A 22,357-nucleotide genomic window follows, 5' to 3' on the forward strand; every position below is an offset into this window, starting at 1 on the left:
GGTGAAGGAGTCGGGCTATGGGCGCGAGGGATCGACCCATGGGCTGGCGGATTACCTGCACACCCAGTATTTGTGCCAAGGTGGGTTGGACTGAACAACGAAGGAGAAACACCGAATGCCCGCAAACAACCCTTTCAAACAGGCCATCGCTGCATGCCAACCCCAAGTGGGCCTATGGCTTTCAATGGCTGACCCTTACCTGGCAGAGGTGTCGGCGACCGCCGGATTCGACTGGGTGCTCGTCGATGGAGAGCATGCGCCCAACGATCTTCGGACCACGCTGGCCACCCTGCAAACGGTAGCCGCGCATGCTGCACACCCCGTGGTACGTGTCGTGCACGGCGATACCGCTCTCATCAAGCAAATGCTTGACATCGGCGTCAAACCTTGCTGGTGCCGATGGTGGAACGCCCGAGCAGGCTAGGCACATCGTGGCAGCAACGCGGTGTGCCCCGCTGGGCATTCGCGGCGTCGGTAGCGCGGTAGGCAGAGCTTCACGCTGGAGCGCCCGGCAGGACTATCTGGATATCGCTGACGAAGAGGTTTGCGTACTGGTCCAGGCAGAGACTGTGGAGGCGTTAAGCCATCTGCCCGAGATATGCCAAGTGGATGGTGTGCATGGCGTGTTCATCGGCCCGGAGGACTTGGCCGCATCGATGGGTCACCGAGGGCGCCCGGGTCATCCTGCCGTACAGGCCGCCATCGAACAGGCGATGAAGACCATCATCGCCAGCGGCAAGGCCGCGCGGGAGCACTGACCTCGGACCCCGTGCTGGCTCAACGCTATCTGGACCTGGGATGTACCTTTGTCGCGGTAGGGGTGGATGTGCCGCTCTTCGCACATGCCGCGCGACGCCTGCGTTCGCAGTTTCCGGGGGCCAGTGCAGTGGAAGTGTCTGGCAAAGCCGCAGGCGCTGCGTATTGAGCGCCGGGAGATCTACATGCCATTCCGCTGGCGCGAATTCCACGGCCCATAGCCGGCGTCTAAACGGCCAAGGGTTTCAACGCGCTCAGCGAGTGGTTTGTGCACCTACAGGTTGGGCCAGAACCGCCATATCACCACCCGACGTTGCGGTATCGATGCCCGCCAATCCCGCTGGCTGCACCATCTGCTGTATCCACGCCGGTGCATTGCCAAACAAAGTGGTTCGAACATCCTGACCGTTCAACTTGAATGCCACTACCGCGACGACCGCCAGTACCGCGACCGCCGCCGCGATCCAAAATACCCGGACATCGCCCATCCCTTCACCATCGCCGCTGGCGCCGACGCCGGCGGAATAATCTGAACTCAAAGCTGCAGCGATATGTTGCATGGTGGCCTCCTGATACATCTGTGTCTTGATGTGGAGTAAGTTACCCGGCACATCTTCCGGAGCCTGTCAGACACCGCCCCATCACTTCGACACCGCGATACGGGTTTAGCGCCAGCCTCTGGCGAAATGAGGGGGAAATGACGGGGTATTGCGCAGTTGTCCTACGCCGCCGTCACATTTGAGACCTAGAAACTTCATCTCGTCGATACCCCTCGACACCTCCCTCTCTTGCGAATCAGCAAGTTGACCCGTCCTCCGCGACGGGTTTCTTTTTTTGTGGTTCGCAGGGTCGCGGCGCCTCTGAAAAAGCGCGTTAGAGGCGTGGAAACGGGTGGAAGGGGTTCGGCACGCCCACCGTCCCTCCGTTGCCCCACTAGCAGAAAGGCCTCCCATGCGTCCACCCGTCGCCGTCCGTTTGTATTGCGCTGCCGCAGTTCTGATGCTGGTGGGCTGTGGCGACAGAAATACGACCAGTGCAGTGCAAGCGCCGGGCAAAGCACCCAGTCCGGGCACCCAGGTTCTGGAGGCTGGAGCGGCAGCTCTGCAAGGCAAGCCGCCGATAGACGCCATCAACGCCTACCTGGACGGATTTCACTTCTACAGCGGCCGTCCGGACGCGCAGATGGAAGCGCATCACTACTGCACGATCCTCAACGAGGAGGTCATCCAATGCGTGATCTACGACGGCAACTTGAAGGACGCGAAGTTGATGGGGGTCGAATACATCATCAGCGGCGCGCTGTTCGAGACCCTGCCGGAATCAGAAAAGGCGCTGTGGCACAGCCATGTGCATGAAGTGAAATCAGGCCAGTTGGTCGCCCCGGGCATTCCCGAGATAGCGGAACATGCTCTGATGAAAAAATTGGTTGGGACGTACGGAAAGACTTGGCACACATGGCACACCGACCAGAACAAACCGCTGCCGCTGGGCGTGCCGCAGTTGATGATGGGGTTCACGGCTGAGGGCCAGAGCCGAGCTGACATGGTGGCACAGCGGGATCAACGAATGGGCATCGATAGCGCAGCCAAACGCCGCAGCCGCGAAGACATTCCTGCCCCACCCATTGCGCGAGGAGCCGATGCCTGGCAACACGGCCCCGCCTACCAGATTGCGGACCCTACGGAAGCGCATGCAGACCACGGTGCCAGCAAGCGACAAGAGTGAACTCCACATTGGAAACATCGCACCCCACTCAACCGCCGCACTCAGGCGTTCATCCTCGCAAAGCCATTGCTGTTTCCGCTCGCAACTGCGCCTGGATCAACATTGCGAAGGCGATATGGCCTCCTTCATTGGCCCACGTGGAAAAGCGGCGGGAAGCGCTTTTCAGCACCTCCTACACCGCTGCACAGCGATCACAAGCGTGAGGGGCCACGCCGCCCACGGGAGCGGTACCGACCTATCGACCCAGCCTGCTCCTATCGGCTACCCGCTCCGCCCGCGCCGGAGCTCCCGGAACCGCTGCTACCACCATTGCCGGTGTTGCTTCCGTTCGTGTTGCTGCCGGTGCCGCCGCCGCTGCTGCTGGTCCCGCTTCCGCTGCTGCCTGCACCGCTCGACTGTGGGCGCTTGCCACCGTGGGATCCACTGGCTTTATCACGGTTGGAGCCGCTCCCGGTGGACGAGCTTGGCGCTGTCCCCATCGACCCGCCTTGCGACGAGCCCGAGCCGGAAGCGTCGCTAGCACCACTGGAAGTGCCAGAGCCGCTCGTTCCAGAACTGCCTCCCTGGCCCGACATTGAGTCACCGGTTCGGGTCGATGAGCCGCCCGAGCCGGTCATCCCGCCCGAACTGCCTCCTGATCCGCTACCTGAACTGCCGCCGGTGGCACTGCTGCCCGACCCGCCGGCAGCGCCTGTACCTCCGCCGGTCTGCCCGATGGCTGGAACACACAACAAAGCGCTAGACGCGCACAACGCTACTACCAAACGACGATCGATCATGTGAAATCTCCTTGGGTTGAGAACTCAATAGTTATGACCCTCGACGGCCTGCTTATGTGGGTCCGCCTGTCCGGGATGTGTAGGAATGCTCCTGTCGAGCACACCCCTGATCGAAGCGGGAGGCCGGGCGCATGAACAACGCGTGCCCCATTTGGTCGTGCAACTTACAGGCGTTAGTTTGCCCGGTCACCTGGGGCAGGAGGCACTGGAATGGCGGGCGCCTGTGCACCGGTCGCCGCGCGGCTCTCTGGCACATATGGGTCCTCATCCGCCGTGAACACACCCATCACCCCTCCCATCAAGACGGCTGCGGCGACAACGGCAACGATGATCCATGCGGCTCTGCGACGATCCTGGCCTGGCGGTGCACGGCGCGTATAGGCCGGCATGTCAGGACGGCCTGTTTCTCGATCTTTGGTGGTATCCACAGCGCATCTCCTTGAAAGTTGGGTCAGACAAACCTCCAGCCCGGCATTCCATGCCGGCGTAAGACAGCGGGGGCTTCCACTGCAGGCCAAATACCGATTGATTCGCCGCCTATCACCGCAGGAGCGGCACTGGCGTCTCTGCTGGGGTTTGTGACGGCGCGGTCTCGATCGTTTGCGCGGGGGTCTGCGCTTCGAGCAGCGAACGGGTCTGTGCGGGCGTTTGCGATGCACCAGCCGGCCGGGTTTGTGCCGGGGTCTGCGCGCTCAGGGTCCGCGTCTGCGCAGGCGTCGCGGCAGAAGGGCCTGGCGCTGTCTGAGATGGGCTGAGCGCTGGCGCTGGCGTGGGGGTTTGGGCAGGTGTCTTCACGGCAGCAGACTCGCCGGGCCCATCGGCAGAGCTTGGCCACACCGCTGGTTGCGAAGGACGAAGGCCCTGCACCTGCGCCGGCGTGTTGACACCTTGCGCCAGGGCGGGTGCAGCGGTCACGACCACCACCCAAGCCACCGCACTCATCACGATTTTGGACTCCATGCCCTGCTCCTTAAAAAAAACGTCAAGTATGGGACACGTCCGGAACCCGCGAAGTCGGGCACTGCCGCAACGCCGGGTCAGCACCTTGCAGCGCACAAGACTGCATCACCGGGGGTGTAGGAATCGCCTCTCACACCTCTGGAGATCAGTCTCACAGCGGCACTGAGACTCGGGACCGACGCTGCAGTTTTCACTTTGGAGAATCTCATGAAGACATCCCACTTCATCGCAGCGGCATTGATAGGTCTAGCCGTCGTAGCGCATGCCGACGTTTCCAAGAAAGACCAGGAATTCGTCACCAAGGCGGCGGCTGGCGGCATGTATGAGGTCGAGGCCGGCAAGCTTGCACAGTCCAAAGGCACTTCCGAAGCCATCAAGTCGTACGGAGAGATGCTGGTGAAAGACCACAGCGCCGCAAACGAGGAACTGAAGGCCATCGCCACCCGCAAGGGCGCAACCCTGCCTACCGGGCTGCCTGCCGACAAGCAAAAGAAATTAGAGAAGGTTTCAACCGCCAAGGATTTCGACAAGAACTTCATCGATCAAGTGGGCCAGGACGACCACAAAGCCGATATCGCGCTTTTCGAGAAGGCCAGCAAGAACGCGGATGACGCCGAACTGAAAGCATTCGCCGCCAAGACGCTTCCCACACTCAAGGCCCACAAGGAACACGCAGATGGCCTGAAAAAATCCCAGAAGCAGCAGCGTTGAGAAAGGACGCCGGCTATGACCGGCGAACGGCCGGGCAACAACCGAACGGTAATGCGCTGCCGGCGTCACTGTTCCGACACTTTGAAAGACTACGATGATCGACCAAAAATCCAGTCCTACCCATGGCCCCGCTGGAGTCGCTATGCCCGATACCGCAACAGAATCGGCCAACCCAACTGCGTGGCCAGACGGACCGAACGTGGGCCCCAGCCCACAAGAGCACTTGGCAGCGATAGGCAAAATCACTTCACCAGATCGCTCGACGCCGCAGCATGCAAGCACGGAGGACAAAGTGACCGTTCAGAAGCGGTGAGACGTAGGCACAGCAGGCGCGCTCAAGTGCCCGGACATTGCATGCATAGGAAGCGTAGTTGCGAGAACACGCGGTCTGCAAATTCGCATCTTGCAGAAGCCCCAACGAGAAAGCCGCTCTGCAAGAGCGGCTTTGTCTGAAAAAAAGAACTTCTAAGTTCCCCAAGATTTCCCGTAAAACTCTGAAGCCTGGTTGACTTCAGAAGGAAACTTGGTAGGCGCGATTGGACTCGAACCAACGACCCCCACCATGTCAAGGTGGTGCTCTAACCAGCTGAGCTACGCGCCTGTGTTTATTCGAGACCGCAATTGTAGCAGTAAAAAACTGCCCTGCTGTCAAACCACATCATGGCAAATCTGAGCAGAAGTGCCTCATCGCCGACGGGCCGCTCGCACGCCCTGCACCATGGCGACGATGCCCAGTACCTTGCTCAGCCGACCCGAATCCGACACCTCCACGGTGAACGTCATCCAGGCCGTGCCCTTGACCGACTGGGTCTGCACGCCAATCACATTGGTTTTCTCGCGTGCAAAAACTTCCGAGATGTCACGTAACAGGCCCTGGCGATCAGACGCCTCCACCGCGACGTCCACGGGGTATACCGCCGCTGTGGCCGCAGTCGCGGCCGACTTCGGGGCACCCCACTCGACCTCGATCACGCGCTCTGCAGTGCGTGCAGCCAGTTCGCGAAAGTTGCTGCAGTCGGCCCGGTGCACGCTGACGCCTTTGCCACGGGTCACAAAGCCTCGAATGGCGTCAGGCGGCGCAGGTTTGCAGCATTTAGCCAGTTGGGTCATCAGCGAGTCGATACCCACGACCAGCACACCGCCCTTGCCACTGGCATCTGGCGCTCTAGCCTTCCTGATCGGCAAATGATCGTCGGGTTGTGCCACGGGCGCCGGCGGGCGCAACAGGATTTCGATGGTGCGCAGCGAAAACTCGTCCTTGCCCACCACTTCGAACAACGCATCAGCCGTCTTGAAACCCAGTTGCACGGCCAGGTCGTCCAGCTTCATGGCCGTGCGGCCTTCGCGCTGCAGCAGCTTTTCGACCGCTTCCCGCCCACGCGCCACCGTTTCATGGGTGGCCTGTGCGTTGAACCACGCACGCACTTTCGCCTTCGCGCGATGGCTGGTGAGATAGCCCAGCTCTGAATTCAGCCAGTCGCGCGAGGGGCGCCCCTCTTTGACGGTCGTGATCTCCACCGTTTGGCCATTCTGCAGCGGCGTGTTCAACGGCACCATGGCACCGTCCACGCGAGCACCCCGGCACCTGTGGCCCACGCTCGTATGCACCGTGTAGGCGAAGTCGACGGGCGTGGCCCCTTGCGGCAACTCGACCACGGCTGCGTCGGGCGTGAGCACATAAATGCGGTCTTCGAACAGCCCGCTGTGCCGGGCCGAGCCCGCCAGATCGCGCTCCCACGCCAGCAGCTGCCGCAGCACGGCGATCTTGGCGTCGTATTCGCCGCTGGCTGACACCCCCACGTAGCCCTTCGTCCCTGCTTCCTTGTAGGCCCAGTGGGCTGCCACGCCGTGCTCAGCATGGTCGTGCATCGCCTGGGTGCGGATTTGAATCTCGATCGGCTTGCCGGCGTCGTCGCGTACCACCGTGTGGAGCGACTGGTAGCCATTGGGCTTGGGGCGCGCGATGTAGTCGTCGAATTCAGCCTCAATGGGCCGGAACTGCTGGTGCACCCATGACAAGGCGGCGTAGCAGTCCTTTACCGACGGCACCACCACGCGCAACGCACGAATGTCGAATACATGATCAAAGTCGAGCGCCTTGCCACGCATCTTCTTGACGATGCTGTAGATGTGCTTGGGGCGCCCCTGCACGCTGGCGCTGATGCTGCGCGCGCGCAGTTCGGACTCGACCCGGCCTCGCAACTGCTCCATATACAGCTCGCGTTCGGCCCGCTTTTCGTCCAGCAGCTTCGCGACCTGCTTGTAGGTTTCGGGCTCCAGAAATCGGAACGAGAGGTCTTCCAGTTCCCACTTCATCTGCCAGATGCCCAGCCGGTTGGCGAGCGGCGCGAACACCTGCAGCGCTTCGCGCGCGATCCCGGGCGACACCGGCCGCTTCGATGCAGCGTAGAAACGCAAGGTCTGCAGGCGCGACGCCAGCCTCAGCATCACCACGCGCAGATCGCGTGAGAACGCGAGCAGCATCTTGCGCACGTTCTCGGTCTGCGTGGCGGGGTCGTCCACCTGCACGCCCGACAGCTGCGCCTCGCGGGCATGTTGCTGCACGCGCATGAGCTTAGTGGTCTCCACTGCCAAAGCAGCGAAATGTTCGCCGAACGCTTTGCTGATGACTTCTTCCGGCTTGTTCAGATGCGATGAGGCGTGCACCAGATAGCTTGCCGCCTGCATGGCCTCCGAGCCCCCGATGCCTTTCAAGATGGCGGCTACGGCATCCGCGTGTGCCAGGGTGTTCTCGCCGGTTTCCAGCGTTTCGCCCGTCAGCAGCGGCTCGGCAAAAATGCGCGCACGGGCGAGCGCGTCCGCTTGTTCGGGTAACGCCTGCGCGGTCGCGGCGATCAGTTGCGGCATCCCTTCCGCCCGATAGCCTGCGTGCAACGTGCCCGGCAGTGCCTGCCCCACGGCGCTGCTCTTCATTCGCGCGCTCCGTGCGTTGGCAAGCCCAGGAATCGCGCGACGGCGTCCACCTGATGTTCGGCCACCAGCGTCGGCGCATGGCCCACGCCAGCAAATTCGACCAGCTCAGAGCGCGGGCCGCGCTGGGCCATGGCGGCGGCCGTAGCGCGCGACAACAAATCGGACTCGGCGCCCCGCAAAAGCAGGACCTGCGCGGTGATCTGGTCATAAAGCTGCCATAGCTGCGCCTGTCCTGCGTGCGCGCCCTCCTCGGTCACCGCCCGAAACGGCAATGCGATCGCCGGGTCATAGTGCAGGGTGAAACCGCCCTGTCCGGCGGGCCGCAGCATGGCGCGCGTCAGCGCCAGCCACTGCTGGGGCGTGTGGGGGCCAAAGCTGCTCGAAATCGACCAGAGCGCGTCCGCCGCTTGCTGTTCCGAATCGAAGCGCACCGGCTGGCCGAGGTAGGCACCGATACGGCGAAGGGCATCCCACTCGATCACCGGTCCGACGTCGTTGAGCACGAGGCGTCGAACGGCGGCGGGCAGCGGCAACCCGGGTTGCCCACACACGGCCATGCCGATGAGTCCGCCCATGCTGGTGCCTACCCAATCCAGCGTGCTGATGGGGCCCTGGGCATGGACATGCGCCAGCAGCGCCAGCATGTCACTCGCGTACACGGGCACCTGGTAGCCGGCGGGGTCGGCCAGCCAGTCACTGTGGCCGCGGCCCACCACATCGGGACAGACCACTCGGGCGTGTTGACTCAACCGTTGGGCCAGCACATCGAAATCACGCCCCTGCCTGGACAGGCCATGCACGCAGACCACCACATGCGGATGCTGCGCATCTCCCGTGCCGTTCCACTCCCAGTACGCCATCCGGTGACCTGCGTTCGGGACAGTGGGCTGGGAGTCGGCAACCACGGCAGACAACCCGGGGCAATGGACGTGGTTCAGCGAAGGTTCGGTCATGAAAACAGCGGAGGTCGCAGGTGCTTGATATGCTGGCGGCCATCGTAATTCATCCGAAAGAGACGCACATGCTCCAAGGCAAGACCGCCCTTGTTACCGGCTCCACCAGCGGCATCGGGCTGGGTGTCGCCAAAGCTCTGGCGCGGCAAGGCGCCAACGTGGTGCTGAACGGATTTGGCGATGTGGACGGGCCTCGCGCCGAGGTGCTGGCTGCCGCAGAGGCCGCAGGCGCGCGCGTGGCCTACCACGGTGCCGACATGGGCCGGGCCGCAGACATCGAGGACATGATGAAGTACAGCGCGAGCCAGTTCGGCCGCGTCGACATCCTGGTGAACAACGCCGGCATCCAGCATGTCGCCAGCGTGCAGGACTTCCCAGTGGACAAATGGGACGCCATCATCGCCATCAACCTGACAAGCGCTTTCCACACATCGCGGCTGGCCCTGCCGGCGATGCGCGCCGCTCAGTGGGGCCGGATCATCAACGTTGCATCGGTACACGGCCTGGTGGGCTCGGCGCAGAAGTCGGCGTATGTGGCGGCCAAGCACGGGCTGGTGGGACTGACGAAAGTGACGGCCCTGGAAAACGCCACCACGGGCGTGACCTGCAATGCGATCTGCCCGGGCTGGGTGCTGACGCCGCTGGTTCAAAAGCAGGTCGACGCCAAAGCGGCCGAACATGGCATATCGAACGAGGAGGCGAAAAAGCTTCTTCTGGGCGAGAAAGAGCCCTCGATGCAGTTCACCACGCCGGACGAGTTGGGAGAACTTGCCGTGTTCTTTTGCTCACCTGCAGCGGGCAACGTACGCGGCGTGGCCTGGAACATGGACGGGGGCTGGGCTGCACAGTAAAGCGCCGCAAGTGTCGGCGGTTTTGCTTCTATTTCGATAGCGCATCACGCTTATCCATCAAGCGCTAGAGCCCAAAAACACCTCGAATCCGCATATTCGATGGCCAGGGGCCGCAGCCCCGGCTTGCTCCATCAGCGTAGTTGCACGGACCCCGATACGTTCACCACCACTTGCGCCTTGCCGGCTTCCACCGGCACGGGCGCATCGGCGCTCATCGACGCGGCCTTGGCTTCCATTGCCATCATGCGCGGACGAGGCCCGGGCATCATTTCATTGCTGTTCACAGCGACTTCCCGCAGGGTGTAGCCGCTGAAACCGAAGCCTCGCGCCAGCTCGGTCGCGCGATTCTTGAACTCGTCGATCGCGCGGGTTTGCGCCTCGCCTTCCACCTTGGCACGCGCCTCGCGCGACAGGTCGAAGGCCACCTGCGTGATGGCCAGCGTCTGAATACGCCCGGCCGTGGTGGTGATACGCGTGAAATCACGCCCTTCCAGCACCAGCTCCGCACGGCCCTGCCACGCCGTGATCTTGCCGTCCTTGCCATAGCGGGGAAACAGGCCAAAGCTACCGGTGCGCACATCCAGCTGCTGGGGCTGAGCGTTGCGCTTGGCTTCTGTCAATGCCGAATCAATAGCCTGCTTGAGCTGTGTCTGCACGGTGGCCGCGTCCGCGCCCTCCTTGGTGGTGCCCAAAGTCACGACCAGCACATCCTGCTGCACCTCTACGGTGCCTGTGGCCGACAGCTGCAGCACATTCTGTGGCACCGGTCCCGCGTTTTGCGCAAACGCGACGCCAGCACAAGCCAGCAAAGCGCTGGCAGCTATCCATTTGGGAGTATTTCTCATGGCTCTTCTTTCGCTTTCTTGAAGTTTCCTGGGCTCCACCCGAACCCGTGCAGAACACCTTAACGGTGTTTGCACCTCACCTCCGTGAACGTTCTGCGGTGCCGATGCACGATAGGGCAAGACTTGTAACAGTTGGTCAAACCGTGGGCAAAAAGCCGAACTTACGGCCGCAACGTGGTCAGAATCGGCTCTGTTACAAATAGGACGTGGGAAAGAAATGGCCTCAACAACCAACCGTACCGACAAAGTTCTCGTGGTGGACGACGATGCCCGCATCCGCGACCTGCTGCGACGCTACCTGACGCAGGAGGGCTTCGAGGTAATGGTGGCCGAAGACGGCAAGGCGCTGAACCGCATCTTGCTGCGTGAAACGGTAGACCTGATCGTGCTCGACTTGATGATGCCGGGCGAAGATGGCTTGTCCATTTGCCGCCGCCTGCGTGCCGCAAACGACCGCACGCCCATCATCATGCTGACCGCCAAGGGCGAAGACGTCGACCGCATCGTCGGCCTCGAAGTGGGTGCCGACGACTACCTGGGCAAGCCGTTCAACCCCCGCGAATTGCTGGCGCGCATCCACGCCGTGCTGCGCCGCCGGCCACCGCAAGAAGCGCCAGGCGCCCCGTCGGGCGAAAACGAGATGGTCACCTTCGGGCCCTTCACGTTCGACTTGGGCACGCGGGCGCTGCAACGCAACGGCGAAGAGCTGCCGCTGACCACGGGCGAATTCGCCATGCTCAAAGCACTGGTGCGCCACCCACGGCAGCCGCTGTCGCGTGAAAAGCTGGCCCTGCTGGCGCGTGGCCGTGAGTTCGAGCCGTTCGACCGCAGCCTGGATGTCCAGGTGTCCCGCCTTCGCAAGCTGGTGGAAGTCGATGCAGCGGCGCCACGCTATATCCAGACCGTGTGGGGCGTGGGATACGTGTTCGTGCCGGACGGAACCAACTAAAAACCAAGGTGTGCGAAGCGCGCATGTGCTCACCGCTGGCCATGACAGCGGAGCGCGCAGCACCCGCCCCTTCATCTGCATGACATGAGCGCCCCCTACGAAGCATCTCCCGATGCCACCAGCCCCGCACCGCTGGAGAGTCCCTCCATCCAGCGGGCGCCCCGCGGTCGCGTGGGCTTGAATCTTTTCTGGCGCACCTTCTTTCTGCTTGCGTTGCTGTTGGTCGGCAGCATCCTGGCGTGGTTGCAGACATTGCGCGCGCTCGAATTCGAGCCGCGTACCCTGCAGACGGCCCAGCAGATTGCATCGCTCGTCAACCTGAGCCGTGCCGCGCTGGTGCATGCGGACGCCATTGCCCGCGTCTCGCTCATCAAGACCATGGCCGACCAGGAAGGCGTGCGAATCCTCCCTCGCGAGCCTGGAGACAAATTCGAACTGCTGGACCCGACCGCCTTGGGCGCGCGCCTGACCGAAGAGCTGACGCTGCGCTTGGGGCCCGGCACCATCGTGGCCAGCAACGTGAATGGCGAAAGCGGTCTGTGGGTGGGCTTCACCATCAACGGCGACCCCAACTGGCTGCTGATGGATCGATCGCGCCTGAGCGCAGCCGGCGGCAAGACCTGGCTGATCTGGCTCATCACCGCAGGCGCCTTGTCGCTGGCGGGCGCCGCGGCCATTGCACGGCTGATCAACCGGCCGCTCAAGCAGCTGTCGTATGCCGCCAACCGCGTGCGCGACGGCGACTTCGCGGCCAGCCAGCTCGATGAGGAAGTGGTCACCAGCGAGATCCGCGAGGTGAACATCGGCTTCAACCGGATGGCGCAAAAGCTCGCCAAGCTCGAGCAAGACCGCGCTGTGATGCTGGCCGGCATTTCGCACGACCTGCGCACGCCGCTGGCCCGGCTCCGGCTGGAAACCGAGATGAGCGTGAACGACGACGTGGCGCGCGAACACATGGTGGCCGACATCGTTCAGCTCGACGCCACCATCGACAAATTCCTCGATTACGCCCGCCCCGAGCATGTGACCCTGACGCCCGTGAACCTGCACGGCGTGGTGTCGTCCTGCGTGTATGCCGTGCAAGACCATCGCGAGCTGCAGATCACCATGAACGTGCCGGAAGACTTGAACGTGTTGGCAGACGAGGTGGAGCTGGCCCGCGTGATCTCCAACCTGCTGGAAAACGCTCGGCGCTACGGCAAGGCGGCAGACACGGGCACCACCACGGTGGACATCGCGGCCAAGGGCCGCGACAAGTGGGTGCTGATCAAGATGCGCGACCATGGCAGCGGCGTGCCGCCCGAACAGCTGGCCAGCCTGACCAAGCCGTTCTTCCGAGGCGACACCGCGCGCACAGCGGCAGCGGGCGCCGGGCTGGGCCTGTCCATCGTCGACAAGACGGTGCAGCGCATGGGCGGCATCTTCGCGTTGGCCAATTCCGCTTCGGGCGGGCTGGTCGCACACATCCAGCTGCAAAAAGCCGAGGTGCCTGACGGCAAGGACCCCAAGCAACGCTTGCAGCGCCCGCAGATCAAGCGCCACCTGCCACCGCGCGATACCGAGCCAGGTAAGCTGACCTGAAGGCGCAGAGAGCCCGCCTGGGTTCTCTCAGCCTGCAGGCCGGCGCGACAGCAGCGTGGCAGCCCGCGCTTCGATGGCCAGCCCCTGCCCCACCGGGCCCAGCCGCTCGGCCGTCTTGGCCTTCACGTTCACCTGGTCTTCTTCCAGCCCCAGCGCGGCGCTGATGCGCGCGCGCATGCTCGGAATGTGCGGCGCCAGCCGCGGCGCCTGGGCGATCACGGTGCTGTCGATGTTGCCGATCTCGTAGCCACGCGCGCGCACGCGACGGGCGGCCTCCACCAGCAGCGCCACCGAATCGGCTCCCTTGAATTCGGGGTCAGTATCCGGAAAGTGGCTGCCGATGTCGCCCAGCGCCGCAGCGCCCAGCAACGCGTCGGTGATGGCGTGCAGCAGCACGTCGGCGTCGGAATGGCCCAGCAGGCCCATGGTGTGCGGAATCTCCACGCCGCCAATGATGAGCTTGCGCCCGGGCACCAGCGCGTGCACGTCCCAACCTTCTCCAATTCGCAGATTCATGTGCTCTCTAGTCCTGTGTGTGGTCGACGGGATGGTGCGGCCCCAAGCGAGGCCTTGCGCCCGATGCCAATTAGAAAATGGTGCGCGCCGGCGTGGCCGATACCTCGCCGCGATGGCCGCCGAAGCGCTCCAGCGTCGCGCCATGCATGCGCTGGGCCAGCACGGCGGCGGCCAGCGCGAAGTCATCCGGATAGGTCACCTTGAAATTCTGCGCACTGCCGGGCACCAGGCGCGGGTGCAGGCCCATGGCCTCCATGGCGCTGGCTTCGTCGGTGGCCTGCGCGCCCACGTGTTCCAGCGCCTGCAGCAAAGGGCCCAGCCGGAACATCTGCGGCGTCTGCGCCAGCCATTTGTCGCTGCGGTCCACCGTGGAGGCCACGCGCACGCCGCCCAGCCCCTCGGTGGCGGTCTTCAGCGTGTCGGCCAGCTTGTGCGCCAGCAGCCCGCCCACCGCGTCGCCCGCACAGGCGTCGATCAAGGTGTCGATCTGCGCCGTGGTGACCAGGCAGCGGGCGGCGTCGTGCACCAGCACCCAGTCGTCATCACCTGCGCCCCGTTCGCGCAAGGCATGCAGTCCGCCACGCACCGTGTCGGCCCGCGTCGCGCCGCCGCAGGGCAGTACAAAGAAAGTGGACAGCGCTTGGGCATGGCTGTCGAAGAATGTATCGCCCGGCGCCACCGCCACCAGCGTGCCCAAAAGCCGGCTTACGCCAGCGAAGGCCGCCAGGGTGTGCATGACCATCGGGTGACCCGCGACCGGCTGGTATTGCTTGGGAACCGGCCCGCCCGCGGCCTGCAAGGCGGTGGCAATCGCCCGCGCGCCGACCCCTGCACAAGGCACGATCGCCCAAAAGCGCCCCGTAGCGCCCAGAGGAGCGGGTGAAGTCGGGGTGAGCAAGGTGTCGATGGTCATGGGTGGCGGATTTTAAGAGCCGCCGCGCCATTGCAGACCGGTCACATCGCACACATATGCTCCTTCATCTCTGGCCCCCTAGAATCTTGCGATGACCGGCGCCGCCCGCACGCGCACTCTCGCGCTCCGGCGTGGCCCGGCGTCGAGACCCCCGCCCCGCATGGACCTGCCCAAACTCTCCCCCGGAAAAAGATTCACGCTGCCCCGCCCCGTGGGCAGCGCCGACGCCCTGCTGCTGGCCCGACTGGGCGAGCGCGAAAAGGCGCAGCGCCGCACGGTGGCCATCGTCACCGCCGACGCTACCGATGCGCAGCGTCTCATCGACGAGATGGCGTTCTTCGCGCCCGGCCTGCGCTGCGCCGTGTTTCCCGACTGGGAAACCCTGCCCTACGACACCTTCTCGCCGCACCAGGACCTGATCAGCGAACGCCTGGCCACGCTCTGGCGCATCAGCCAGAAAGACAAGGACACCGGTGCCGACGTGGTGCTGGTGCCGGCCACCACCGCGCTCTACCGGCTGGCGCCGCCCTCCTTTCTGGCGGGCTATACCTTCCACTTCAAGGTCAAGCAAAAACTCGACGAGGGCAAGTTCCGCGCGCAGCTCACGCTGGCGGGCTACAGCCATGTGTCGCAGGTCGTCAGCCCTGGCGAATATGCCGTGCGGGGCGGGTTGATCGACCTCTTTCCCATGGGCTCGCCCGTGCCGTACCGGGTGGACCTGTTCGACGACGAGATCGATTCCATCCGCACGTTCGATCCGGACACGCAGCGCAGCCTGTACCCGGTGCCCGAAGTGCGCCTGCTGCCGGGCCGCGAATTTCCCATGGACGACGCCGCTCGTGCCAAATTCCGCAGCCGCTGGCGCGAGTTGCTGGAGGGCGACCCGACCAAGAGCCGCATCTACAAGGACATGGGCAACGGCGTGGCCACCGCCGGCATCGAGTACTACCTGCCGCTTTTCTTCGAAGAAACCGCCACGGTGTTCGACTATCTGGGCGCGGAAGCCACGGTGGTGATGCATGGCGACCTCGAACCCGCCTTCCAGCGGTTCTGGCAAGACACGAAGGATCGCTTTCGGTTGGTGCAGGGCGACCCGGACCGCCCGGCGTTGCCGCCCGAAGCGCTGTTCCTGAGCACTGAACAGTTCTATACCCGCGCCAACGCACACGCCCAGCTGTCGCTGCGCCCGGGCGTGGAAGACATCGCCGACAACCCGCACTTTCAGAAGCTGGGCGAATTGGCCGTCGTGCGCGGCGCCGAGGACCCGCTGGCCAAGCTGCACGCGCACATCCGAAACACCCAGCACCGGGTGCTGCTGCTGGCCGAAAGCGCCGGACGGCGTGAGAGCCTGCTCGATTTTCTGCGCGCCTCGCAGCTGAGCCCACCGGCCTTCGATTCGCTGGCCGAGTTCCAGAGCCAGAGCGAAGAGAAGGTGGGCATTGCCACCGCCGCGCTGCACACGGGTTTTGCGTGGATCGAAGAAGGCATCGACTTCGTCACCGAGACCGAACTCTTCGCGGCCGGCACCACCACGCGACGGCGCAAGAAGCAGGAACAGGTCAGCGACGTCGAAGCGCTGATCAAGGACCTGTCCGAGCTGAACGTGGGCGACCCCGTGGTGCACAGCGCGCACGGCATCGGCCGCTACCGGGGCCTGATCCACATGGACGTGGGCCAAAAAGACGCCGACGGCACGCCTGCGATGCAGGAATTCCTGCACCTGGAATACGCCGACAAGGCCGTGCTGTACGTGCCCGTCAGCCAGCTGCAGCTGATCAGCCGCTACACCGGCGTTTCTGCCGACGAGGCGCCGCTGCACAAGCTGGGCAGCGGCCAGTGGGAGAAGGCCAAGCGCAAGGCCGCCGAGCAGGTGCGCGACTCTGCCGCAGAGCTGCTGAACATCTACGCCCGCCGTGCCGCACGCGAAGGCCATGCCTTCCGCTACAGCCCGCAGGACTACGAGACCTTCGCCAACGACTTCGGTTTTGAAGAAACGGCCGACCAGAACGCCGCCATTCACGCCGTCATCCAGGACATGATCTCGCCCCGCCCCATGGACCGCCTGGTCTGCGGCGACGTGGGCTTCGGCAAGACCGAAGTCGCCCTGCGCGCGGCTTTCGTGGCTGTCACGGGCGGCAAGCAGGTGGCGTTTCTGGCACCCACCACGCTGCTGGCCGAGCAGCACTTTCAAACGCTGGTCGACCGCTTCGGCAAGTGGCCGGTCAAGGTGGCCGAGGTGTCGCGCTTTCGCTCGGGCAAGGAGATCACCTCGGCCATCAAAGGCATCGGCGACGGCACGGTGGATATCGTGGTCGGCACGCACAAGCTGCTCAGCGAATCGACCAAGTTCCACAACCTGGGGCTCCTCATCATCGACGAAGAGCACCGCTTTGGCGTGCGCCACAAGGAGCAGATGAAGGCCCTGCGCGCCGAGGTGGACGTGCTCACGCTCACCGCCACGCCCATCCCGCGCACGCTGGGCATGGCGCTGGAAGGCCTGCGCGACCTCAGCGTGATTGCCACCGCACCCCAACGCCGCCTGGCGATCAAGACCTTTGTGCGTAACGAAGGCACGGGTGTGATCCGCGAGGCCGTGCTGCGTGAATTGAAGCGCGGTGGGCAGTGCTACTTCCTGCACAACGAAGTGGAGACCATTGAGAACCGGCGCCAGAAGCTGGAAGAGATCCTGCCCGAAGCCCGCATCGCCGTGGCCCACGGCCAGATGCCCGAGCGCGAGTTGGAGCGCGTGATGCGCGACTTCGTGGCGCAGCGCTACAACATCCTCTTGTGCTCGACCATCATCGAGACCGGCATCGACGTGCCCACGGCCAACACCATCCTGATGAGCCGCGCCGACAAGTTCGGCCTGGCGCAGCTGCACCAGTTGCGCGGGCGCGTGGGCCGCAGCCACCACCAGGCGTATGCCTATCTGATGGTGCCGGACGTCGATGGCCTGACCAAGCACGCGGCGCAGCGGCTTGATGCCATCCAGCAGATGGAAGAGCTGGGCAGCGGTTTCTACCTGGCCATGCATGACCTGGAGATCCGCGGCGCGGGCGAAGTGCTGGGCGAGAACCAGAGCGGCAACATGCTGGAAGTGGGCTTTCAGCTCTACAACGAGATGCTGTCGGAAGCCGTGCGATCGCTCAAAGCTGGCAAGGAGCCCGATCTGCTCAGCCCCCTGTCGGTCACCACCGATATCAACCTGCACGCCCCCGCCCTGCTGCCCAACGACTATTGCGGTGACGTGCACCTGCGCCTGTCGTTCTACAAGAAGCTGGCCACCGCGAAGCACACCGACCAGATCGACGCGCTGCTCGAAGAGATCGTGGATCGATTCGGCAAGCTGCCGCCCCAGGCGCAGACGCTCATCGACGTGCACCGCCTGCGTGTCTTGAGCCAGCCCTATGGTGTGGTGAAGGTGGACGCGGCACCGGGCGTCATCACCATCACCTTCAAGCCCCAGCCGCCGGTGGACCCGATGGCCATCATCCAACTCATCCAGAAGAACAAGCACATCAAGCTGGCCGGCAACGAGAAACTGCGCATCGAACGCGAGCTGCCCGAAGCGAAAGACCGCGCGCAGCTGGTGCGCGATGTGCTGCGCAGCCTGGGCCAACCGCTGGCGCAGGGCGTGCCGGCCTAGTCGGCCGGATTTCAAGCCAAATCGGGCTCTAGCGCTTGATGGTCAAGCGTGAAGTGCTATTTAATCAATAGCACTTGCTGGGACAGGTGCGAGAATTGCTTTGACGTTGTGATCCGCCTGCGGGCGATTCAAGGAGCCTCCCATGCCTGTTCTGCGCACCCTTTGCGCCTTCACCTGTTGCCTGGGCAGCCTGCTGGGCGCCAACCTGGCGCAGGCCCAGGCCCCCACGTACCCCGACCGGCCCGTGAAAGTGATCGTGGCGCTGCCCGCCGGCGGCAGCGCCGACATGATTGCCCGCCTGGTCAGCACCAAGATGGCCGCCGAGCTGGGCCAGCCCTTCGTGGTGGACAACAAGGCGGGCGCGTCTGGGCAGATCGGCACGCCGCTGGTCGCGCGCGCAGCGCCTGACGGCTACACGCTGATGGTGTCGCCAGCATCGTTCCTCACCACCAACAAAAGCATCTTCAAGACCCTGCCCTACGACCCGCAAGCGGACTTCGTGCCCATCACCAAGCTGGTGAACCAACCCATGGTGCTGGTCGTCAAGGATGGGCAGAAGTTCCCCGACGTCGCTGCCGTGCTGGCCGCAGCCAGGACGGCACCGGGGCAGCTTACGTACGCCTCGTCCGGCGACGGCAGCCCGCAGCATCTGGCGGCGTTGATGTTCGGCACGCGCACCCAATCGACCATGCTGCACGTGCCCTACAAAGGCGGCGCGCCCGCCATCAACGACACGCTGGCCGGCAACGTCGACATGATGTTCGCCGTGCTGCCCGAGGCCCTGCCGCACATCCAGGCGGGCAAGCTGCGCGCACTGGCGTTGATGAGTCCGCAGCGCTCTCCCGTGCTGCCACAGGTGCCCACCATGGCCGAGAGCGGCTTGCAGTCACTGGAGCTGTCGGCCTGGGTCGGCCTGCTGGCCCCCGCCAAGACCCCGCAGCCCGTCATCGACCGGCTGCAGCGCGCCGCCCATGCGGCCCTGGCCGGCGATACGCTGGCCAAGCTGCAGGCGAGCGGCATGGAAGCAGCGCCCGGCACGTCCCAGCAGCTCAGGGACAGCATTGCGCAGGAAATGAAACTGCATGCCGACCTGGTGAAGGCAGCCGGGCTGGTGCCGCAGTAGCGGGGACCGCGGGACCGCGCGTCCCCGGGCGGCGGCAGGGATAATCGGCGGCGTGCCCTCGCCTTACCGCGCAGCGGCTGGAACGCCGATTCTTCCCACCACTTTTCACGCCCCTTTTCCATCATGAGCGCCGCCACCGAATTCGCCCCAGGTCTTCTCGTACAGGGCATCACCGCCCCGCAGCAGCTGTCGCACTACAAGCTCATCGCCTTCGACATGGACTCCACGCTGATCAACATCGAATGCGTGGACGAGATCGCCGACGCCGCAGGCCGCAAGGCCGAAGTGGCAGCCATCACCGAAGCGGCCATGCAGGGCCTGATCACCGACTACAAGGAGAGCCTGCGCCAGCGCGTGGCGCTGCTCAAGGGCGTGACGGTGCAGCACATGGAACAGGTGTTCACCGAGCGCCTGCGCTTCAACCCCGGCGCCAATGAACTGGTCGCCGCCGCCAAGGCTGCGGGCCTGACCACGCTGCTGGTGTCGGGCGGCTTCACCTTTTTCGCCGATCGCGTGCAGGCGGGCCTGGGGATCGACCTGGCCCGATCCAACCAGTTGGAGGTGGAGAACGGCCTGCTCACCGGGCGCATGGTGGACCAGCCGTGGGGCGACATCTGCGACGGCGCCGAAAAGCGCCGCACTCTGCTGGAAGTGACGTCGCTGATGGGCATAGACCCGTCGCAGGCCATTGCCGTGGGCGATGGCGCCAACGACCTGCCCATGATGGGTGCGGCGGGCCTGTCGGTGGCCTTCCACGCCAAGCCGGCCGTGCGTGCGCAAGCCAACGTGGCCATCAACGACGGCGGGCTGGACCGCCTGCTGGAAGTGCTGCGCTGAACACAGCACCAGCCCTGCGGCCGCGCCCGTATGGTGCGCAGAGCTGACAGCTATTAAATTTATAGCTGTCAGCGCTTGTTGTACAAGCGCTGGAGCCCGATTTCACCACCAATCCGAAAGCAGGCGCGGGCCACATAACGACCACACTTTTTATATCGTTATGAAGCTAAAGGAGAGCAGGCACCGTTTTGGGGATTTACACTCACGACCGCTCCGGCACGGCCAACGGCAGGTTCGATCCTCCACCGCCCATGCCGCCCTCCGTCTTCGTGTTCCGCCTCAGAAAGTGATCCGCATGCTCAAGAAAGCGCTCTCCGTCCTCGCAATCGCCACTCTGGCTCTCGGCGCGCACGCCGCCGACGCCGTGCTGAAGGTTGCCGCGTCGGCCGTTCCCCACGCCGAGATCCTGAACTTCGTCAAACCGCAGCTCAAGGCCCAGGGCGTGGATCTGCAAGTGCGCGAATTCAGCGACTACATCCAGCCCAATGCCGCTGTCGAAGACAAGCAGCTCGACGCCAACTTCTTCCAGCACCAGCCGTACCTCGACAGCTACAACAAGGACCGCAAGAGCAGTCTCGTCGCGGTGCCGAACGGCAAGGTGCATGTGGAGCCGTTCGGCGCCTATTCCAGGAAGGTGAAGGCCGTGGCCGAACTGAAGGACGGCGCGGTGATCGCCATTCCGAACGACCCGTCCAACGCCGGCCGCGCGCTGATCCTGCTGCAAAAACAAGGGCTGATCGCGCTGAAAAACCCGGCGAGCATCACGGCCACGCCGCTCGACATCGTCAAGAACCCGAAGAAGCTCAAGTTCCGTGAACTGGAAGCGGCCTTGCTGCCCCGCGCGCTGCAGGACGTCGACCTGGCCCTGATCAACACCAACTACGCCATCGAGGCCAAGCTCAATCCGACGAAGGACGCCCTGTTCATCGAAGGTGCCGACTCGCCGTACGCGAACCTGATCGCCGCCCGTGCGGATCGGGCCAATGACCCGAGCATCCAGAAGCTAATGAAGGCCCTGCACGCGCCCGAAGTGAAGAAGTTCATCCAGGACAAGTACCAGGGCGCCATCGTTCCGGCGTTCTGAAGGCCGCGGCCGGCGCGGGCCGGCCACCTAGACCGTCGGCACCGTCCCGCCGTCGATCACATGCTCGGAGCCCGAGATGGCGCCAGCCCGTGGTGACGCCAGGAACACGATCAGATCGGCCACCTCTTGCGGCGTGGCAGGGCGGCCCAGCGGAATGCCGCCCAGTTGCTGCATGACGATTTGCCGGCCGCCGGCCGGGTCCGTGCCGGCCTGCGCCGCGATTCTTTCGATCAGCGCCTTCGCCGCATCGGTCTACACCCAGCCGGGCGCCACGCTCACCACGCGAATGCCCTGCGGCGTCACCTCCTTCGACAGCGCCTTGCTGTAGGTGGACAACGCCGCCTTGGCCGCCGCGTAGGCGGCGGTGGCTGCGGCAGTGGCAGCCGCCGCTGGATCGAACTGACGTGCACCGCCACGCCCGCTCCCGCAGCCAGCATGGCTGGCAGGAGCGCACGGTCCAGCCGCACCGCCGGCATGAGGTTCAGGTTCAGTTCGTTGAACCAGTGCGCATCGTCCAGCGCGGCGAAGCCTCCGCCGGGTGCGCTGGATCCACCCAGCACGTTGAGCAGAATGTCCACCGGGCCCCACCGGGACGCCACCGAGCCGGCCACCTGCGCTGCGCCCTCGGGCGTCGTCAGGTCGGCCGTCAGGTACACCACCCCGTCGGCCGGGTGCTCGGGCAGCGACCGAGCGGCGGCCATCGCCTCGACCCCCCGCCTGCTGCAGCGCCTGCACCACCGCCGCCCCGACGCCCTGGGTGCCGCCCGTGACCAGCGCACGCCGGCCCGCCAACTGAAGATCGAACGTCATGCGGTGATCTCCAGCGAAGCGATCAGCGCGCCGTCCAGGCAAAAGCGGTAGCGCAGATCGACGGGGCTGCCGGGAAAGTCGCCCGCCACGTGGCTCTCGACGATCTGGCATCCGCTGTCTTCGTGCAGCGCGAAGGGCTCCGTGCGGTAGGTATATCGGGCAACGGCGCCGGCCTTCCAGGCTTCGATGGCCGCGCAACCGGTGTGAGTGCGGCCTTCGACCGTCACGCTGCCATCGGGTGCGAATCAGCAGGCGGCCGCTGCGGGATGGGCCGAATCGGCGGCGAAGTAGGCCGCGATGGGAGGCGGCAGGCTCAATGCAGTCATGGTGACAACTTCAGAAAAAAGGCCCGTCGCCCGCGCTGACCGCTGTCATCGACAGCCT

Annotated in this window: 16 protein-coding genes, 1 tRNA gene and 2 pseudogenes; 10 read left to right on the forward strand and 9 right to left on the reverse strand. The window is 64.5% G+C overall.

Going from position 1 to position 22,357, the window contains the following annotated elements:
- The first annotated feature begins 115 nt into the window (after positions 1–115).
- Positions 116–925 (forward strand): annotated as a pseudogene (locus RQI28_RS11060) (aldolase/citrate lyase family protein).
- A gap of 85 nt (positions 926–1,010) precedes the next feature.
- Here the strand turns inward: RQI28_RS11060 and RQI28_RS11065 are convergent.
- Positions 1,011–1,316 (reverse strand): hypothetical protein, encoded by a 306-nt coding sequence (locus RQI28_RS11065; protein WP_311222654.1) that lies wholly within the window; start codon positions 1,314–1,316, stop codon positions 1,011–1,013.
- Positions 1,317–1,707: 391 nt separating this feature from the next.
- Between RQI28_RS11065 and RQI28_RS11070 the strand changes: the two genes are divergently transcribed.
- Both RQI28_RS11070 and RQI28_RS11075 read left to right on the forward strand, forming a co-directional pair.
- Complete coding sequence (locus RQI28_RS11070; protein ID WP_311222655.1) at positions 1,708–2,481, forward strand: OBAP family protein; 774 nt, start codon at positions 1,708–1,710, stop codon at positions 2,479–2,481.
- Between the two features lie 1,934 nt (positions 2,482–4,415).
- Positions 4,416–4,931, forward strand: coding sequence for a DUF4142 domain-containing protein (locus tag RQI28_RS11075; protein ID WP_311222656.1), 516 nt, complete (start codon positions 4,416–4,418; stop codon positions 4,929–4,931).
- 524 nt (positions 4,932–5,455) lie between these two features.
- Here RQI28_RS11075 and RQI28_RS11080 read toward each other — a convergent pair.
- The 3 genes from RQI28_RS11080 to RQI28_RS11090 all read right to left on the reverse strand — a co-directional run bounded on the left by RQI28_RS11080 (position 5,456) and on the right by RQI28_RS11090 (position 8,818).
- Positions 5,456–5,532: transfer RNA gene (locus tag RQI28_RS11080), tRNA-Val, on the reverse strand.
- An 83-nt stretch (positions 5,533–5,615) separates the two neighbouring features.
- A complete protein-coding gene (locus RQI28_RS11085) occupies positions 5,616–7,799 on the reverse strand; it encodes a bifunctional (p)ppGpp synthetase/guanosine-3',5'-bis(diphosphate) 3'-pyrophosphohydrolase (protein WP_311222878.1) in 2,184 nt (727 codons plus the stop codon).
- Between the two features lie 62 nt (positions 7,800–7,861).
- Complete coding sequence (locus tag RQI28_RS11090; protein ID WP_311222657.1) at positions 7,862–8,818, reverse strand: alpha/beta hydrolase; 957 nt, start codon at positions 8,816–8,818, stop codon at positions 7,862–7,864.
- A gap of 68 nt (positions 8,819–8,886) precedes the next feature.
- Here RQI28_RS11090 and RQI28_RS11095 point away from each other — a divergent pair, with 68 nt between their 5' ends.
- The gene (locus tag RQI28_RS11095) at positions 8,887–9,669 is read left to right on the forward strand and encodes a 3-hydroxybutyrate dehydrogenase (RefSeq protein ID WP_311222658.1); all 783 of its coding nucleotides are present in this window, start codon (positions 8,887–8,889) and stop codon (positions 9,667–9,669) included.
- 131 nt (positions 9,670–9,800) lie between these two features.
- On the opposite strand, the gene RQI28_RS11100 is transcribed toward RQI28_RS11095, so the two are convergent.
- Positions 9,801–10,514, reverse strand: coding sequence for an SIMPL domain-containing protein (locus RQI28_RS11100; protein WP_311222659.1), 714 nt, complete (start codon positions 10,512–10,514; stop codon positions 9,801–9,803).
- 217 nt (positions 10,515–10,731) lie between these two features.
- Here RQI28_RS11100 and ompR point away from each other — a divergent pair, with 217 nt between their 5' ends.
- Positions 10,732–11,463 (forward strand): two-component system response regulator OmpR, encoded by a 732-nt coding sequence (gene ompR, locus RQI28_RS11105; RefSeq protein WP_311222660.1) that lies wholly within the window; start codon positions 10,732–10,734, stop codon positions 11,461–11,463.
- Positions 11,464–11,547: 84 nt separating this feature from the next.
- Positions 11,548–13,044 (forward strand): ATP-binding protein, encoded by a 1,497-nt coding sequence (locus tag RQI28_RS11110; RefSeq protein ID WP_311222661.1) that lies wholly within the window; start codon positions 11,548–11,550, stop codon positions 13,042–13,044.
- Between the two features lie 27 nt (positions 13,045–13,071).
- On the opposite strand, the gene ispF is transcribed toward RQI28_RS11110, so the two are convergent.
- Both ispF and ispD read right to left on the reverse strand, forming a co-directional pair.
- A complete protein-coding gene (gene ispF / locus RQI28_RS11115) occupies positions 13,072–13,560 on the reverse strand; it encodes a 2-C-methyl-D-erythritol 2,4-cyclodiphosphate synthase (RefSeq protein WP_311222662.1) in 489 nt (162 codons plus the stop codon).
- A gap of 70 nt (positions 13,561–13,630) precedes the next feature.
- Complete coding sequence (gene ispD, locus RQI28_RS11120) at positions 13,631–14,473, reverse strand: 2-C-methyl-D-erythritol 4-phosphate cytidylyltransferase (RefSeq protein WP_311222663.1); 843 nt, start codon at positions 14,471–14,473, stop codon at positions 13,631–13,633.
- A gap of 160 nt (positions 14,474–14,633) precedes the next feature.
- On the opposite strand from ispD, the gene mfd reads away from it, so the two are divergent.
- The 4 genes from mfd to RQI28_RS11140 all read left to right on the forward strand — a co-directional run bounded on the left by mfd (position 14,634) and on the right by RQI28_RS11140 (position 21,163).
- Entirely contained in the window at positions 14,634–18,119 is a 3,486-nt protein-coding gene (gene mfd / locus RQI28_RS11125) for a transcription-repair coupling factor (RefSeq protein WP_311222664.1), read from the forward strand.
- Positions 18,120–18,261: 142 nt separating this feature from the next.
- Positions 18,262–19,242 carry a tripartite tricarboxylate transporter substrate binding protein gene (locus RQI28_RS11130; RefSeq protein ID WP_311222665.1) on the forward strand — a complete coding sequence of 327 codons (981 nt, stop codon included), beginning with the start codon at positions 18,262–18,264 and terminating at the stop codon, positions 19,240–19,242.
- Positions 19,243–19,365: 123 nt separating this feature from the next.
- Positions 19,366–20,079 (forward strand): phosphoserine phosphatase SerB, encoded by a 714-nt coding sequence (gene serB, locus RQI28_RS11135; protein ID WP_311222666.1) that lies wholly within the window; start codon positions 19,366–19,368, stop codon positions 20,077–20,079.
- 295 nt (positions 20,080–20,374) lie between these two features.
- Entirely contained in the window at positions 20,375–21,163 is a 789-nt protein-coding gene (locus RQI28_RS11140) for a MetQ/NlpA family ABC transporter substrate-binding protein (protein ID WP_311222667.1), read from the forward strand.
- A 27-nt stretch (positions 21,164–21,190) separates the two neighbouring features.
- Here the strand turns inward: RQI28_RS11140 and RQI28_RS11145 are convergent.
- Positions 21,191–21,973 (reverse strand): annotated as a pseudogene (locus RQI28_RS11145) (SDR family oxidoreductase).
- On the reverse strand, positions 21,970–22,200 hold the full coding sequence (locus RQI28_RS11150; protein ID WP_311222668.1) for a nuclear transport factor 2 family protein: 231 nt from the start codon (positions 22,198–22,200) through the stop codon (positions 21,970–21,972). The pseudogene RQI28_RS11145 and the gene RQI28_RS11150 overlap by 4 nt, the downstream one beginning before the upstream one ends.
- Positions 22,201–22,357: the final 157 nt, after the last annotated feature.

Source organism: Acidovorax sp. WCS2018Noco2-16 (genome assembly GCF_031843945.1).
In the GTDB taxonomy this organism is placed as follows: Bacteria; Pseudomonadota; Gammaproteobacteria; order Burkholderiales; family Burkholderiaceae_C; genus Paracidovorax.

Coding starts and splice junctions, on each gene's coding strand:
- ispF (WP_311222662.1), bottom strand. CDS start 13,560: ATGAATCTGCGAATTGGAGAAGGTTGGGACGTGCACGCGCTGGTGCCC.
- RQI28_RS11065 (WP_311222654.1), bottom strand. CDS start 1,316: ATGCAACATATCGCTGCAGCTTTGAGTTCAGATTATTCCGCCGGCGTC.
- RQI28_RS11095 (WP_311222658.1), top strand. CDS start 8,887: ATGCTCCAAGGCAAGACCGCCCTTGTTACCGGCTCCACCAGCGGCATC.
- serB (WP_311222666.1), top strand. CDS start 19,366: ATGAGCGCCGCCACCGAATTCGCCCCAGGTCTTCTCGTACAGGGCATC.
- RQI28_RS11100 (WP_311222659.1), bottom strand. CDS start 10,514: ATGAGAAATACTCCCAAATGGATAGCTGCCAGCGCTTTGCTGGCTTGT.
- ompR (WP_311222660.1), top strand. CDS start 10,732: ATGGCCTCAACAACCAACCGTACCGACAAAGTTCTCGTGGTGGACGAC.
- RQI28_RS11110 (WP_311222661.1), top strand. CDS start 11,548: ATGAGCGCCCCCTACGAAGCATCTCCCGATGCCACCAGCCCCGCACCG.
- ispD (WP_311222663.1), bottom strand. CDS start 14,473: ATGACCATCGACACCTTGCTCACCCCGACTTCACCCGCTCCTCTGGGC.
- RQI28_RS11070 (WP_311222655.1), top strand. CDS start 1,708: ATGCGTCCACCCGTCGCCGTCCGTTTGTATTGCGCTGCCGCAGTTCTG.
- mfd (WP_311222664.1), top strand. CDS start 14,634: ATGGACCTGCCCAAACTCTCCCCCGGAAAAAGATTCACGCTGCCCCGC.
- RQI28_RS11140 (WP_311222667.1), top strand. CDS start 20,375: ATGCTCAAGAAAGCGCTCTCCGTCCTCGCAATCGCCACTCTGGCTCTC.
- RQI28_RS11130 (WP_311222665.1), top strand. CDS start 18,262: ATGCCTGTTCTGCGCACCCTTTGCGCCTTCACCTGTTGCCTGGGCAGC.
- RQI28_RS11090 (WP_311222657.1), bottom strand. CDS start 8,818: ATGACCGAACCTTCGCTGAACCACGTCCATTGCCCCGGGTTGTCTGCC.
- RQI28_RS11085 (WP_311222878.1), bottom strand. CDS start 7,799: ATGCCGCAACTGATCGCCGCGACCGCGCAGGCGTTACCCGAACAAGCG.